At 66.6% G+C, this 13836-nt stretch carries 16 protein-coding genes; 6 read left to right on the top strand and 10 right to left on the bottom strand.

What is annotated here, in order from left to right; genetic code table 11:
• Positions 1–98 precede the first annotated feature (98 nt).
• Positions 99–590, bottom strand: a complete 492-nt coding sequence (gene greA, locus E3O62_RS05090; RefSeq protein ID WP_134393804.1) for a transcription elongation factor GreA — start codon at positions 588–590, stop codon at positions 99–101.
• A 107-nt stretch (positions 591–697) separates the two neighbouring features.
• Positions 698–1099 (bottom strand): DUF4307 domain-containing protein, encoded by a 402-nt coding sequence (locus tag E3O62_RS05095; protein WP_134393803.1) that lies wholly within the window; start codon positions 1097–1099, stop codon positions 698–700.
• A gap of 70 nt (positions 1100–1169) precedes the next feature.
• On the opposite strand from E3O62_RS05095, the gene mca reads away from it, so the two are divergent.
• Both mca and E3O62_RS05105 read left to right on the top strand, forming a co-directional pair.
• Positions 1170–2033, top strand: coding sequence for a mycothiol conjugate amidase Mca (gene mca / locus E3O62_RS05100; RefSeq protein ID WP_174720106.1), 864 nt, complete (start codon positions 1170–1172; stop codon positions 2031–2033).
• Positions 2030–2290 (top strand): hypothetical protein, encoded by a 261-nt coding sequence (locus E3O62_RS05105; RefSeq protein ID WP_134397756.1) that lies wholly within the window; start codon positions 2030–2032, stop codon positions 2288–2290. The genes mca and E3O62_RS05105 overlap by 4 nt, the downstream gene beginning before the upstream one ends.
• A gap of 4 nt (positions 2291–2294) precedes the next feature.
• Here E3O62_RS05105 and E3O62_RS05110 read toward each other — a convergent pair whose 3' ends face one another.
• Positions 2295–2996 (bottom strand): hemolysin III family protein, encoded by a 702-nt coding sequence (locus tag E3O62_RS05110; protein ID WP_134393801.1) that lies wholly within the window; start codon positions 2994–2996, stop codon positions 2295–2297.
• Between the two features lie 70 nt (positions 2997–3066).
• Here E3O62_RS05110 and E3O62_RS05115 point away from each other — a divergent pair, with 70 nt between their 5' ends.
• The 3 genes from E3O62_RS05115 (at position 3067) to E3O62_RS05125 (ending at position 6517) form a co-directional block, all read left to right on the top strand.
• Positions 3067–3852, top strand: a complete 786-nt coding sequence (locus E3O62_RS05115) for an isoprenyl transferase (RefSeq protein WP_134397757.1) — start codon at positions 3067–3069, stop codon at positions 3850–3852.
• 9 nt (positions 3853–3861) lie between these two features.
• Entirely contained in the window at positions 3862–4983 is a 1122-nt protein-coding gene (locus tag E3O62_RS05120; protein WP_134397758.1) for an aminotransferase class V-fold PLP-dependent enzyme, read from the top strand.
• A gap of 199 nt (positions 4984–5182) precedes the next feature.
• Positions 5183–6517: a PhoH family protein gene (locus tag E3O62_RS05125; RefSeq protein ID WP_241973336.1), complete on the top strand. Its 1335-nt coding sequence runs from the start codon at positions 5183–5185 to the stop codon at positions 6515–6517.
• Positions 6518–6647: 130 nt separating this feature from the next.
• On the opposite strand, the gene E3O62_RS05130 is transcribed toward E3O62_RS05125, so the two are convergent.
• The 5 genes from E3O62_RS05130 to xseA all read right to left on the bottom strand — a co-directional run bounded on the left by E3O62_RS05130 (position 6648) and on the right by xseA (position 10932).
• Positions 6648–8063: an aspartate ammonia-lyase gene (locus tag E3O62_RS05130; protein WP_134393798.1), complete on the bottom strand. Its 1416-nt coding sequence runs from the start codon at positions 8061–8063 to the stop codon at positions 6648–6650.
• Positions 8064–8151: 88 nt separating this feature from the next.
• The gene (locus E3O62_RS05135) at positions 8152–8793 is read right to left on the bottom strand and encodes a carbonic anhydrase (protein ID WP_134397760.1); all 642 of its coding nucleotides are present in this window, start codon (positions 8791–8793) and stop codon (positions 8152–8154) included.
• Positions 8793–9452, bottom strand: coding sequence for a DUF4245 domain-containing protein (locus E3O62_RS05140; protein WP_134397761.1), 660 nt, complete (start codon positions 9450–9452; stop codon positions 8793–8795). The genes E3O62_RS05135 and E3O62_RS05140 overlap by 1 nt, the downstream gene beginning before the upstream one ends.
• Positions 9449–9682, bottom strand: a complete 234-nt coding sequence (locus tag E3O62_RS05145) for an exodeoxyribonuclease VII small subunit (protein ID WP_347232351.1) — start codon at positions 9680–9682, stop codon at positions 9449–9451. The genes E3O62_RS05140 and E3O62_RS05145 overlap by 4 nt, the downstream gene beginning before the upstream one ends.
• Positions 9679–10932: an exodeoxyribonuclease VII large subunit gene (gene xseA, locus E3O62_RS05150; RefSeq protein WP_134397762.1), complete on the bottom strand. Its 1254-nt coding sequence runs from the start codon at positions 10930–10932 to the stop codon at positions 9679–9681. The genes E3O62_RS05145 and xseA overlap by 4 nt, the downstream gene beginning before the upstream one ends.
• 89 nt (positions 10933–11021) lie before the next feature.
• Between xseA and E3O62_RS05155 the strand changes: the two genes are divergently transcribed.
• Positions 11022–12056 carry a 4-hydroxy-3-methylbut-2-enyl diphosphate reductase gene (locus tag E3O62_RS05155; protein WP_134393858.1) on the top strand — a complete coding sequence of 345 codons (1035 nt, stop codon included), beginning with the start codon at positions 11022–11024 and terminating at the stop codon, positions 12054–12056.
• 102 nt (positions 12057–12158) lie between these two features.
• Here E3O62_RS05155 and E3O62_RS05160 read toward each other — a convergent pair whose 3' ends face one another.
• Both E3O62_RS05160 and fbaA read right to left on the bottom strand, forming a co-directional pair.
• Positions 12159–12731, bottom strand: a complete 573-nt coding sequence (locus E3O62_RS05160) for a DUF6264 family protein (protein WP_134397763.1) — start codon at positions 12729–12731, stop codon at positions 12159–12161.
• A 9-nt stretch (positions 12732–12740) separates the two neighbouring features.
• A complete protein-coding gene (gene fbaA, locus E3O62_RS05165) occupies positions 12741–13766 on the bottom strand; it encodes a class II fructose-bisphosphate aldolase (protein WP_134397764.1) in 1026 nt (341 codons plus the stop codon).
• Positions 13767–13836 lie beyond the last annotated feature (70 nt).

Genomic DNA, 13836 nt, shown 5'->3' on the forward strand with positions numbered 1-13836 from the left:
GCATCGAGCGTCGTGGGTTCGACGCTCGTGACGGTGCCGTGCCGCCAACGAATTCGACGGCGGGAGCCAAGCGGGGCGCGAGCGGGGAATCGGTGCTGTTAGTTGCCGGTCCAGGTCTCCACGAGGAAGATCTCGACGGCGATTTCCTTGCCGGTGGGCGTCACGTACGACGTTGTCGCTCCGACGGCCAGGCCGATGATCGCGGTGCCGAGCGGGCTCTGCTCACTGAAGACGTCGAGGTCGCTGTCCCCGGCGATCTCGCGGCTGCCGATCAGGAAGCGGGTCTCATCGCCGGCGATCGTGGCCGTGATCACGGTTCCCGGCTCGACGACGCCCCGGCTTTCCGGCGCATGGCCGACCTCGGCGTTGCGCAGCAGCAGGACGAGGGTGCGGATGCGGGCCTCCATCTTCCCCTGCTCATCCTTGGCCGCGTGGTAGCCCGAGTTCTCCTTGAGGTCGCCCTCCTCGCGAGCCGATTCGATCTTCTTCGCGATCTCGACGCGCCCGACGGTGCTGAGCGTGTCCAGCTCCGCGGCGAGGCGGTCGTGGGCCTCCTGCGTCAGCCAGGTGACCGTGGTTTCGGTAGTCATGGGTGGAATCTCCTCATGCTTGTTCGTGCTTGTTCGATGCCCGTGCGGGTGAACCCGCAGATATACAACGGACGCCCCGACGATCACGTCAGGGCGAAGCCATCAGTCTAGGTCAGCCAGCAGCGGTAAATCAATCCGGTGTTGCTCTGCTCGGTGGTGCGCACATCCGTCGTCGTCGACCGCGAATACACGGTGCTCGCGGGCAGGTCGACGACTTTCCAGCCAACCACCGTGAAACTCTCATTGAGCGCCTGAACGGCGCAGCTGGCGGTGCGGCCGACCGGGATGGACGCCTCGAACGTGACGCTCACAGTGTTCTCGTCGATGATGCTGTGACGGATGTCCCGGGTCTCGATCAAAGGCTCCGACGCCCCCAGTCCCACCCAGACCACGAAGCCCAGGAGGATTGCCGCGAGGGAGCCGGCTGAGACGAACAGAACGCGACGGTCTCTCGTGCCCCGGTTCGGGGCACGCCCGTACCGGGTGTCGAGGTTGCTGCTCAGGGCCACTCAGACTCCACACTCACGGATCAACGATTAGTCTTAGTACCAAGGATATCTGGCATTTCTGAGGAGTTTCATGACGCTGCGACTCTTGGCGGTGCACGCCCATCCCGACGACGAGTCGAGCAAGGGCGCTGCGACCTATGCCCACTACCGGAGTCTCGGCGCAGAAGTGATGATCCTGAGCTGCACGGGCGGCGAGCGGGGGAGCATCCTGAATGAGGCCCTGCTCGGCCATCCGCTGGCCGAGCGCGACCTGCCGGGACTGCGCCGTCTGGAAATGGCCGAGGCCCAGCGGGCCCTCGGCGTGCAGCACCGCTGGCTCGGCTACGAGGACTCCGGCATGAACGAAGACGGTTCGGTGCCCCCGAACTCGTTCGCGGACATCCCGGTGGCGATCTCCGCCGAACCGGTCGTCCGGCTGATCCGCGAATTTCGACCGCAGGTCCTGGTGACCTACGACGAGAAGGGCGGCTACCCGCATCCCGACCACATCCGCTGCCACGACGTGTCGATGGAGGCCTACCGTGCCGCCGCCGACGCGACCCGGTACCCGGATGCCGGTGAGCCCTGGCAGGTCAACAAGCTCTATTACGATCGGATTTTCAACCTCGAACGCGTCGACGCCATGTTCCTGGAACTGAGCGTCACGGAGCCGGACTCGCCCCTGCTGGAGCCGCTCGGGGCGGCCAGGGAGTGGATGAAAGACTACCCGAAGCTGGCCACGACCCATGTGCCCGTCGGGGACTTCCTCGAGGTGCGGGACGCGGCGCTTCGCGCCCACGCGAGTCAGGTTGCCCCCACCAGCAGTTTCTTCTTCTGGCCGAACGACCTCATCCGCGAGGCGTGGCCCTATGAAGACTTCCAGCTCGTCGAATCGAAAGTGGACACCGTGATACCTGAATCCGACCTCTTCACCGGAATCCGGGACGACTCGTGAGCGCCCTGATCCTGGCTCCGCTCGTGAGCATCGTCCTGGCCGCGACCCCATCGCCGGAGTTTGACCCGAACACGGTGACGCCGGGCCCGGAGGGCTTTGTGGCGATTGCTCTGGTCGCCGTGGGAGCGGTGCTGCTGGCGATGGACATGGCCCGCCGAGTGCGCCGCAACACCTACCGCGCCGAGATTCAGGAACGTCTGCAGGCGGAGATGGCCGCACAGAAGGCCGCAGAGGCCGGAATCGCCGAAAAAGACTAGCGAACTACGGGTGGATCGGGTTCGTCGCGATGATCATGATCGCCGCCCAGTGGCAGAGGAAGGCCACCACGGTCAGGGTATGGAAGATCTCGTGGAAGCCGAATACGCCCGGCAGCGGGTTCGGCCGCTTCATGCCGTAGATGACGGCGCCGACCGAGTAGCAGAGCCCGCCGATCATGATCAGTGTCATCATCGCTGCGTTGGCCTGGAAGAAGTCCACGATGAACATCAGCGCTCCCCAGCCGAGTGCCAGGTACAGCGGAACGTAGAGCCAACGCGGGGCGTGGATCCAGAACACCCGGAAGGCGATTCCAAGGATGGCGCCGCCCCAAACGAGCGACAGAAGCAGCGTGGACTTGGCGGGCGGCAGGGCCAGCACGGCGATGGGCGTGTAGGAGCCCGCGATCAAGAGGAAGATGTTGGCGTGGTCGATCCGTTTGAGGATGACTTTCGTGCGCGGACTCCAGTCGAACCGGTGGTACAGCGCCGAATTGCCGAACAGCAGCATCGAGCTGAGCACGAACACGAGCGAACTCCACCGGGCCGCGCTGCCCTCGGCCGACAAAAGCAGCACGATGCCGGCCACGATCGTGACCGGGAACGTGCCGGCGTGGATCCATCCCCGCCAGGTGGGCTTGACGTCCATTTGCGGGGGCAGGTCGTCCTCGAACAACGGCAGGTTGGGGATGTCATCCGCTGAGGCCATGCTGCAAGAATACGTCAGTGTGCATGCCGCGCGCGGTACGCGACCCTCCCGAGTGGGCTAGCGTAACTGTGTGGAGAAACGGGAAGTTCCTTGGGCGCGCGGCATTCTCTACGGGGTCTATCAGCGTCGACTTCGTCGCGGGCTGACTCCGGATGTGCTTCCGAACCACGTCGCCATGATCATCGACGGCAACCGGCGCTGGGCCAAACAGCTCGGGTTCGACTCCGCCGCCCACGGGCATCGGGCCGGCGCCGCCAAGATGCGGGAGTTCCTCAAGTGGTGTGACGACCTGGGCATCTCCGTCGTCACGCTTTACCTGTTGTCGTCCGACAACCTCACCAACCGGCCCAGCGAAGAACTCGCGGAGCTGACGAAGATCATCGCCAAGCTCGCGGAGGAGCTGTCCCGGTACCGCGACTGGCGGGTGCAGCAGGTCGGCTCGAAGACAGGACTGCCCGAGCCGCTGGTGGCCGCACTGAACGCCGCGGAAGCGCGCACGGCCCGCAAGAAGGGGCTGCACATCAACCTTGCCGTCGGCTACGGCGGGCGCACCGAGATCACCGACGCCATGCGGAGCATCGTGGGAGCGCACCTTGCCAGCGGCGGCGTGCTCGAAGACCTTGCGGAGACGCTGACCCCGGATCTGATCGGGGCGCACCTGTACACGGGCGGCCAGCCCGATCCGGACCTGGTCATCCGCACGTCGGGGGAGCAGCGCATCAGCGATTTCATGCTCTGGCAGAGCGCACACAGCGAGTTTTACTTCGTCGAGGCACTCGGGCCTGACCTCCGCCAGGTCGACTTTTTGCGCGCCCTGCGCGATTTTGCCCGACGCCAGCGCCGCTTCGGAGGGTAGGGGCACCTCATGACGGCTCTCGAACGGTTCCTTGACGGGTTCATCGCGGAACCCGGTTACCTCGACTATGCCCGGATCGGCCCGCTGTCGGCGGGTGTGGTCGCCGAAACCCTCGGCCAGACCGAGGCGCTCTCGCGGGCCCGGTTCGGCAGCCTGGACCACTTCCAGGCCCAGGACGAGCGGCTGCGCACCGCCGTGGCCCGGGCGACCGGATTCCGCGCCGACCAGGTCGTTTCCGAGCCCAACACCACCACCGGTGTCATGCAGGCCATGTTCGGCCTGACGGGGGCGGTGCTGCTGTCGTCGGGCGATTTTCCCACGGTCCCGTTCGCGGCCGTGCGCGCCGCGGAGGCGCTGCGGGTGGTCACCCCACTCTGGCTGGAGACCGACCACGGCCGCGTCACCCCTGGGCAGATCCGGGAGCAGCTCACCCCGGCCACTGCCGCAGTGGCGGTCTGCCTCGTCGATTCTCGCACCGGCCATCGCGTGGATCTCGAGGGCATCCGTCAAGTGATCGGCGACCGTTTGCTCATCGTCGACGCCATCCAGGGTTTCGGCGCAGTAGATGTCCCCTACGAGGTGGCAGACGTCGTCGCGTCGGGCGGGCAGAAATGGTCCAGGGCCGGCTGGGGCACCGGGTTCCTGGCTCTCAGCGACCGTGCGGTGGAACGCCTGGTCCCCGTGTTCTCCGGTTTCGCCGGCACCGACGTCCCCGAGCCGTGGGACGCAGTGTTGCCGCCGAGCCGCAGCGCAAACGCATTCCGGGTGAGCAATGGAGACGCCATCGCCCAGGCCCGGTTCGCGGCCGCCCTCGAGGAGGTGGCCGAGGTCGGTATCCGTGCCATAGAAAACGCGATCGCGGTGAACGTGTCGCTTCTGATCGATCTGGCGGACGAGTTCGCCGTGCCCGTAGTTTCCTCCCGGGACGACCGGGAGCGGGCCGGTATCCTGGTGCTCGAGCCGCCGTCGAGCCAGCTCACGCTGCTGAGCATCGCGCTGCACAACCACGGGGTGACGGCGACGACCCGCGACGGCACCGTGCGGCTGAGCACCCATGCGGCGCTCAGCCCGGACACGGTTGACATGCTGCGCGGGGCGTTCACCTCTTATGCGACCGCCGTGACCTACTGACGACGGCTCGGTGAACGTTGTTTCGAAAGGGCGTGTCGCTCTTCCCCTGGAGCGTGCGGGTAAGTAGCGTCATGCCTATCAGGTATGGCGCCTGATCGAGTCGGCCACATAAGTACGGCTCGAGAACCCTGTGGCCGCTCGCCAACACAATCTGTGCCTCACGGGGCACGGGGTGGGAGTGGTTGTGACCGCTAATCAGATCGATAACAAGGGTTCTAACCAGGGCGCGTCGGCGACGGGGCAGACCGAATGCACGTACGTTCTTGACACCTCGGTTCTGCTCTCCGATCCCAAAGCGATTTTCCGTTTCGCGGAGCACGCCGTCGTGCTCCCCGTCGTGGTGATTGCGGAGCTCGAGGCCAAGCGCAACGACCCGGAGATCGGCTACTTCGCCCGCCAGTCACTGCGGCTCCTCGACGAACTGCGGGTGAAGCACGAACGGTTGGACTTCCCGATCCCGGTCGGTGACGGCGGCAGCCTCCGCGTGGAGCTCAACCACTCGAACATGTCGGTACTGCCGTCCGGACTTCAACTCGGTGACAACGACTCCCGCATCCTCGCCGTGGCCCTGAATCTCGCCCACGACGGTTTGAACGTGACCGTCGTGTCCAAGGACCTGCCCCTGCGGGTCAAGGCGGCCTCGCTCGGCCTCACCGCAGAGGAGTACCGTCACGAACTTGCCGTGGACTCCGGCTGGACCGGCATCGACGAGATCACCCTGGGCTCGAACCTGATCGACGAGCTCTACGACAAGGAGGTCGTGCACACCCGTCTCGTGCAGGACATGCCCGTGAACACGGGCCTGGTCATCCACTCCGACCGCGGTTCGGCGCTGGGCCGGGTGACCGGCAACGGTGCGATGAAGCTCGTGCGCGGTGACCGGGACGTCTTCGGGCTGAAAGGACGCTCGGCGGAACAGCGGCTCGCCATCGACCTGCTGCTCGACCCGGAGATCGGCATCCTGTCACTGGGAGGTCGGGCCGGAACGGGGAAGTCGGCGCTCGCCCTCTGCGCCGGGCTCGAGGCCGTGCTGGAACGCCAGCAGCACCGCAAGATCATGGTCTTCCGGCCGCTTTACGCGGTCGGCGGCCAGGAGCTGGGGTACCTGCCCGGTGACGCCGCCGAGAAGATGAGCCCGTGGGCCCAGGCGGTCTTCGACACACTCGGGGCCATCGTCTCCGAGAACGTGCTGGAGGAGGTCATCGAGCGCGGCATCCTCGAAGTCCTGCCGCTGACGCACATCCGCGGCCGGTCCCTGCACGACGCCTTCGTGATCGTCGATGAGGCTCAGTCGCTCGAACGCAACGTGCTACTCACGGTGCTCAGCCGGATCGGGCAGAACTCGCGGGTGGTCCTCACCCACGATGTGGCGCAGCGGGACAACCTGCGGGTCGGCCGCTTCGACGGGGTGGCGTCGGTGATCGAGACGCTCAAGGGACATCCGCTCTTCGCCCACATGACGCTCACCCGCTCGGAGCGGAGCGCGATCGCCGCCCTCGTGACCGAGATGCTCGAAGGCAACGAGGTGCGCTAGCTGTTCTTCCGACGGAGATTTTGCCCCAGAAGCCGCTTTCAGCACGAAAACAGGCTTCTGGGAGCAAAATCTCCGTCGAATGGGTGAGCGCTGAACGGACAAGGAGCTGCGCAAGTGAGAAAGCGCGGGGCTACCTCGCCTGAGGCGGGCGGGTCATGCTCAGCACGTCGAGGGCGGTGTCGAGCAATTCGAGGGTGACCTCGCCGCGCTCAACGAAACCGAGCGCGATGACGGACTCGCGCACGGTCACCCCTTCGGCCACCGAGTACTTGGCCACCTTGGCCGCGGCCTCGTAGCCGATGACCCGGTTCAGAGGAGTGACGATCGCAGGGGAGGATTCGGCCAGCGCGCGCGCGCGCTCGACGTTCGCCGTAAGGCCGTCGACGGTCTTGTCGGCGAGCACGCGGGCCGCGTTCGAGAGCAGGCGGATCGACTCGAGCAGGGCGGTGCCCATCACCGGGATCGCGACGTTGAGCTCGAACGAGCCCGACGCGCCCGACCAGGCGATGGTGGCGTCGTTGCCGATCACGCGGGAGCAGACCATCAGCACGGCCTCGGGGATCACCGGGTTCACCTTGCCCGGCATGATCGAGGAGCCCGGCTGCAGGTCGGGGATGTTCAGCTCGCCGAAGCCCGTGTTGGGGCCCGAGCCCATCCAGCGCAGGTCGTTGCAGATCTTGGTGAGGCTCACCGCGATGGTGCGAAGGGCGCCGGATGCGTCCACCAGGCCGTCCCGGTTGGCCTGCGCCTCGAAGTGGTCGCGTGCCTCGGTGACCGGCAGCTCGGTCTCCTCGACGAGTAGCTCGATCACAAGTTGCGGGAATCCGGCGGGCGTGTTGATGCCGGTGCCGACCGCAGTGCCGCCGAGGGGGACCTCCGCGACGCGGGGAAGCGCGGTGCGCACGCGCTCGATGCCCAGGCGCATCTGCCGCGCATATCCGCCGAACTCCTGGCCGAGGGTGACCGGGGTGGCATCCATCAGGTGGGTGCGGCCGGCCTTGACCGCGCCGGCCCACAGCTCGGCCTTGGCCTCGAAGGCCACGGCCAGGTGGTCGAGTGCGGGGACGAGCTCGTCGATGAGCGCGCTCGTCACGGCGAGGTGCACGGATGTCGGGAACACGTCGTTGGAGGACTGAGACGCATTCACGTGGTCGTTCGGGTGCACCGGGCGCCCGAGGCTGCGGGTCGCCAGGGTCGCGAGGACCTCGTTCATGTTCATGTTCGAGGAGGTGCCGCTGCCGGTCTGGTAGACGTCGATCGGGAACTCGGAGTCGTAGCGACCGGTGGAGACCTCGTCGGCGGCGGCGGCGATCGCGTTGGCGATGTCGACGTCGAGTACCCCTAGTTTCGCGTTCGCCAGGGCGGCGGACTTTTTGATACGCGCCAGGGCGGCGATCTGGGCGGGCTCCAGCACCGAGCCGGAGATCGGGAAATTCTCGACGGCCCGCTGCGTCTGCGCCCCGTAGAGGGCGGCGACCGGAACCCGGACCTCGCCCATGGTGTCGTGTTCGATCCGGTACTCGGCTTCAGCGGTCTTGTCCACCACGGTGTGTATTACCTTTCGGTTGGGAATCTTTTCGGTATGGGAACGCGCGGCGACGGCCTGGGCGGCTCGCCGCGGGCGGGCTGCTCGGCTAAACCACGCCGACAACGATGTCGGGCACGGCACGGCCTGCGAGCAGCCGGTAGTTCGCCCCGACGATAGCCAATGTACCTTCTGCCACGGCCGCGCTGATCATCTCCGAGCGCTCGAGCAGTTCGGACACCGTGTCGCGAAGGTGTTCGCGGCCGACGGCGAGGGCGTCGACCAGCTCGGGATCGATCGGCGTCGCATCCTTGGACCCCGCCACCCGGCGGACGGCCGGCACGATCTTCTCGATGATCCGGCTGATGTGCGCGGGCAGTGGTTGCGCGTCGGCGGCCTGGGAATCGATGGCGGCGCGCACGGCCCCGCAGCCGTCGTGGCCGAGCACCAGGATGAGCGGCACACGCAGCACGGCGACCGCGTATTCGAGCGAGCCGAGCACCGAATCGGAGATGACCTGACCGGCATTGCGCACGACGAACAGGTCGCCGAGGCCCTTGTCGAAGATGATCTCGGCGGCCAGCCGCGAGTCGCTGCAGCCGAACAGGGCCGCGTCGGGGGTCTGTACGAAGGCGAGCTCGGCTCGGCGGTCCACATCCTGGCGCGGATGCCGCGGCTCGCCGCTCACGAAGCGGTCGTTTCCGCGCTGCAGGTCGGTCCAGACGTCTGCCGGTGTTGCTGCCTCGCCCATTACTGTCCCTCGGTGCTGTTGGAACTGATCTGTTCGGCCAGCACTGCGGCCAGAACGGCGAGTTCCTCGTCGTCGGCGGTACCGACGAGGAGGTAGGTACTGTCGCCGGCCCTGGTCACCAGAGCGGATTCGAAATTGCCGCGGTCATCTTCCGGTGCGGTGTTGCGGTAGACGTCCCAGGTGACGCCGGCGATCATGACGGTGCCGGCGACCGGAGCATCCTGCAGCTCGTCGGCGAGCCAGCTCGGGTTGGCGCCGAGCGCCTGGGTGAGGCCGATGAACTCGGTCTTGGCCGTGATCAGGCCGATGTACCAGGACGGGATCTTGTCGCTTCCGCCCAGGCGCCACTGCGCCGCGTTGGCCGTCCACCCACTCGGCAACTCCGGAACCAGCAGGGGATCGCTGAGGCCGGGTTGCACCTGCGCGGCAACGGATTGAAAATCGACGTCGCGGTTTTGCGGGGCGTCGCTACGCGGCACCAGCAGCACGAGCACCAGGACTGTGCCCAGTGTGGCCAGCAGGGACAGGATCAGATTGTTCACGGTCTTGTGGGAGCGGTACTTGCGGGAGTTCTCGGCCAGTCGGGTGCGGGTTTCATCCGGCGTCTCCGGGCGCCCCAGCTCTGCGACGATTCGGGGCGCGCGCTTGGCCGGGCTCATCCGGCTGTCGCGGCGGAGTCGACCTGGCCTGCCCGGGCGGCATCCAGTCTGGCTTTCGCGCCGATCAGCCACTCTTCGCAGCGGCGGGCGAGAGCCTCACCTCGTTCCCACAGTGCGAGCGATTCCTCCAGCGACGAGGCACCCTGCTCGAGGGCGTTCACCACGCGCACGAGCTCATCCCGGGCCTGCTCGTAGCTCAGTGCATTGATTTCGTCTGGTGCCGAGGTCATGGTGTCCATTCTAATTTCACATTCGACGGTGTCGGGTCCGAGGTTGCCGCGTTCGCGGTGGCCGCCAGAGCGCCCTCGGCGAGCGTGATCACGAGTTTCGTCTGCGACGGTGCCTGCCCGGGCGAGCGCACCACCTGGCCGCCCTGCAACTGCACGATCGAGTAGCCGCGGTCGAGGGTGCCCTGGGGGGAGAGGGCGCGCAACTGGGAACGCAGGTCGACGATCACCGCTCCGGCCCGCTCGACCGCCCGGTCGACCAGCTCGGCGCCACGGGCGACGTAGCGGGTGAGGTCCTCGGACCGGGAATCGATGATCCACTCGGGGGTGGCGAGCACCGGGCGTGAGCGAAGCTGGCCGATCCGGTCGACCTCGTGCGCGAGGATGCCGGTCAGCCGGTTGCTGAGGCGGGCCCGGGCTTGCTGTACCCGGTTGAGTTCGTCGGAGACGTCCGGCACGACGCGTTTGGCGGCATCCGTCGGCGTCGACGCGCGCAGGTCGGCCACGTCGTCGAGCAGCGGCCGGTCGGCCTCGTGGCCGATCGCGCTGACCAGCGGGGTCGTGCAGGCCGCCGCAGCCCGGATCAGCGTCTCGTCGCTGAAGCCGAGCAGGTTCTGGAAGTCGCCGCCGCCGCGGGCGACTATGATCACGTCGACCTCCGGGTCGTCGTCCAGCCGCTGGATGGCCGCGGTCACCTCGGACACCATGCGGTCACCCTGCACGGCGGCGTAGGCCAGGTTGAAAGTGACGGCCGGCCAGCGCAGCTGGGCGTTGCGGATGACGTCTTTCTCAGCGTCGGAGTCTTTGCCGGTGACCAGGCCGATGCAGTGGGGGAGGAAGGGCAGCGGCTTCTTGCGGGACGCATCGAACAGACCCTCGCCGGCCAGCCGATTGCGCAGCCGTTCGAGCCGTTCCAGCATGTCGCCGAGGCCCACGTGGCGCATCTCGAGCATCTGCATGGTGAGAGTGCCGCCCTTGACCCAGTAGTTGGGTTTGACGAGGGCGATGACCCGGTCGCCCTGCTTGAAGTCGCTGGTCAGCTTCGCGCGCACCGACGACCAGATCGTGAAGCTGACCGTGGCGTCTTCGGTGAGGTCCTTGAGCTTGCCGTAGACGTTGCCGCCGCTGGCGCCCCACTGGGTGATCTCACCCTCGACCCAGGCCGTGCCGAGGCGCTCGATGTAGCCGCGGATCTTGTTGGCCAGCAGCCCGACCGGCCAGGGGGTCTCGAGGGTGGGTGGTGCGTCCGTCATCAATCGTTCCTCCCACGGACTGCACAGTCGGCCCCCCATAAGATGAGGAAGTGACTATCAGTACGGATTCGCCTGTGATCGGCCTTGGCATGCCACGGCTTCCCCGCGCACGCAACAGGCTCAAGGATACCCCGGTGCTCGGGCACAAACGGGTGCTGCTGGCCGCCCCGCGCGGTTACTGCGCCGGCGTCGACCGTGCCGTCATCGCCGTCGAGAAGGCCCTCGAACTGTACGGCTCCCCCGTGTATGTGCGCAAGCAGATCGTGCACAACATCCACGTGGTCTCCGAGCTGGAGAAGAAGGGGGCGATCTTCGTCGAGGAAGTCGACGAGGTGCCCACCGGCTCCCACATCGTTTTCAGCGCCCACGGCGTGTCCCCGGCCGTCGTCACCGCGGCCACGGACCGAGGCCTGCTGGCAATCGACGCCACCTGCCCACTGGTCACGAAGGTGCACCGTGAGGCCGTGCGCTTCGCCCGGGACGACTTCCAGATCCTGCTGATCGGTCACGAAGGCCACGAAGAGGTCGAGGGAACCGCGGGGGAGGCACCCGAGCACACCACGCTCGTCGGGAGCCCTGACGACGCCGACACCATCGAGGTGCGCGACCCCGACAAGGTGGTCTGGCTGTCTCAGACCACGCTGAGCGTGGACGAGACCATGGAAACCGTGCGTCGCCTGCGTGCCCGTTTTCCAAATCTGCAGGATCCCCCCAGCGACGACATCTGCTACGCCACCCAAAACCGCCAGGTGGCGATCAAGAAGGTGGCCCGCGATTCGGACCTCGTCATTGTGGTCGGATCGGCGAACTCGTCCAACTCGGTGCGACTGGTCGAGGTGGCGCTGGAGCACGGTGCCCGGGCTGCCTACCGCGTGGACTTCGCCAGCGAGATCCAGCAGGAGTGGCTCGACGGGGTTGTCACCGTGGGCGTGACCAGCGGGGCATCCGTGCCCGACGAACTGGTGCACGAGGTGCTCGCCGATCTGGCCGAGGCCGGCTACGGCGACATCGAAGAGATCAAGACGGCCGAGGAGGACCTGCTGTTCTCACTGCCGAAGGAACTGCGAAAGGATCTGTCCGGCAACGCGGATGCCCGCGGTCTCGGCGGACGGGTCAGCAGCTAGGAGCCGGCCGGCCGCGTTCACCACGAAGGCCCCCGTCGATCAGATCCAGGATCTGACCGACGGGGGCCTTCGTGTACGCCGGATACGGCAGCACGGCGTTGCCTACAACGTGCCGTAGACGTCCATCAGGTTCGGGTCGTTGAGCAGCGTCGGGTCGGTGGCCAAAACCGCGGTGGTGAAGGCGATGAACACGAACGCGGACAGAACCGCACCGATCAGCGGCACGTAGAACGCGCGCTTGCCTCGGACCAGCAACAGGATCACGCCTGCCGCTGTGGCCAGCCAGACGAGGGACACACCGATGATCCCGGCCGTGACCAGCCCGGCCGCGGAGGGATCCGGCTCATACGCGGCGAGATCCAGCTGGGTATGGAGCAGTTGAATGGACTCGGTAATCATCGTGAGCATGCTGACCGCGAAGAACGTTGACAGGAGCCCGAGGACGAGCAGGCTCAGAGTCACCGGCCGGTCCCAGGCCGACGCGGTTCCGGCCGGGCGCACAGCCCGCTCGGGGGCCGCGGCCGGCCCCGCAGCCGGCGGTGTCGCGAGCGTGCGCTCATCCGGGGTAGGAGTCCAGCTCCAACCCTCGGGCGCAAGCTCACCGTACTGGGGACGGGGCCGGGAATCCTCCGGAGGGGTTCCCGAAGGAGTCGACGAAGAATTCTCGGCCATCATCATCCGGTGCTAGCTGTTCGAGTGGCCGGCGGAGCCGAGCTGGCGGGTGGCGTCAGCGACGCGAGCGGCCATGGCCGTCTCGGCAACCTTGCCCCAGGCGCGCGGGTCGTAGACCTTCTTGTTGCCGACTTCGCCGTCAACCTTGAGCACGCTGTCATAGTTGCTCAGCATGTAGCCGGCGACCGCGCGTGTGAACGCGTACTGGGTGTCGGTGTCGATGTTCATTTTGACGACACCGTTCGCGACGGCCTCGGCGATCTCGGCGTCGGTCGAGCCTGACCCACCGTGGAAGACCAGGTCGAGCGGCTTCGGACCGGTACCCAGCTTGGCGGCGACGCCGTCCTGGATCTCCTTGAGGAGCTCCGGGCGCAGCTTGACGTTGCCGGGCTTGTATACGCCGTGCACGTTGCCGAAGGTGAGGGCAGCCATGTAGCGGCCGTTCTCGCCCATGCCGAGGGAATCGATCATCGAGAGCGCGTCGTCGAGAGTCGTGTACAGATTCTCGTTGATGTCGCCCTCAACGCCGTCTTCTTCGCCGCCGACGGCGCCGATCTCGACCTCGAGGATGGCGTTGATCGCCTGGGTGCGCTTCAGGATGTCCTTGGCGATGTCCAGGTTCTCTGCCAGCGGGATGGCGGAGCCGTCCCACATGTGCGACTGGAAGATCGGGTTGCGGCCGGCCTTCACCTCGTCTTCGGAAGCGGAGATGAGCGGGAGGACGAAGTCCTCCAGCGCACCCTTGGGGCAGTGGTCCGTGTGGAGTGCAACGGTAATGGGGTAATTGTCGGCGACGGACTGTACGAAGCGCGCCATCGCGAGCGCACCGGAGGCGCGGTTCTTGACCGTGTGGCCGGCGAAGTAATCTGCGCCACCGGTGGTGACCTGGATGATGCCGTCAGAGCCGGCTTCGGTCAGGCCCTGAAGGACGGCATTAATGCTTTGAGAAGACGAAACGTTGAACGCCGGGTAGGCGAACCCCTTCGTCTTGGCCTTGTTGAGCATCTCGGCATACTGGTTTGGGGTTGCGATGGGCATTGTTGAGTCTCCTCGATTGAACCGTTTCGGTCTTCTCATCCTACCGAGGTGGGTCTCCGGCCGTGCCGGC

Source organism: Cryobacterium sp. TMT2-15-1 (assembly GCF_004402345.1).
Taxonomy (GTDB): Bacteria; Actinomycetota; Actinomycetes; order Actinomycetales; family Microbacteriaceae; genus Cryobacterium; species Cryobacterium sandaracinum.

Excerpts from the sequence above, each read along its gene's own strand:
- greA (WP_134393804.1), bottom strand. The coding sequence starts at position 590 with ATGACTACCGAAACCACGGTCACCTGGCTGACGCAGGAGGCCCACGAC.
- mca (WP_174720106.1), top strand. The coding sequence starts at position 1,170 with ATGACGCTGCGACTCTTGGCGGTGCACGCCCATCCCGACGACGAGTCG.
- E3O62_RS05110 (WP_134393801.1), bottom strand. The coding sequence starts at position 2,996 with ATGGCCTCAGCGGATGACATCCCCAACCTGCCGTTGTTCGAGGACGAC.
- E3O62_RS05120 (WP_134397758.1), top strand. The coding sequence starts at position 3,862 with ATGACGGCTCTCGAACGGTTCCTTGACGGGTTCATCGCGGAACCCGGT.
- E3O62_RS05135 (WP_134397760.1), bottom strand. The coding sequence starts at position 8,793 with ATGGGCGAGGCAGCAACACCGGCAGACGTCTGGACCGACCTGCAGCGC.
- E3O62_RS05140 (WP_134397761.1), bottom strand. The coding sequence starts at position 9,452 with ATGAGCCCGGCCAAGCGCGCGCCCCGAATCGTCGCAGAGCTGGGGCGC.
- E3O62_RS05145 (WP_347232351.1), bottom strand. The coding sequence starts at position 9,682 with ATGACCTCGGCACCAGACGAAATCAATGCACTGAGCTACGAGCAGGCC.
- xseA (WP_134397762.1), bottom strand. The coding sequence starts at position 10,932 with ATGACGGACGCACCACCCACCCTCGAGACCCCCTGGCCGGTCGGGCTG.
- E3O62_RS05155 (WP_134393858.1), top strand. The coding sequence starts at position 11,022 with ATGCCACGGCTTCCCCGCGCACGCAACAGGCTCAAGGATACCCCGGTG.
- E3O62_RS05160 (WP_134397763.1), bottom strand. The coding sequence starts at position 12,731 with ATGATGGCCGAGAATTCTTCGTCGACTCCTTCGGGAACCCCTCCGGAG.
- fbaA (WP_134397764.1), bottom strand. The coding sequence starts at position 13,766 with ATGCCCATCGCAACCCCAAACCAGTATGCCGAGATGCTCAACAAGGCC.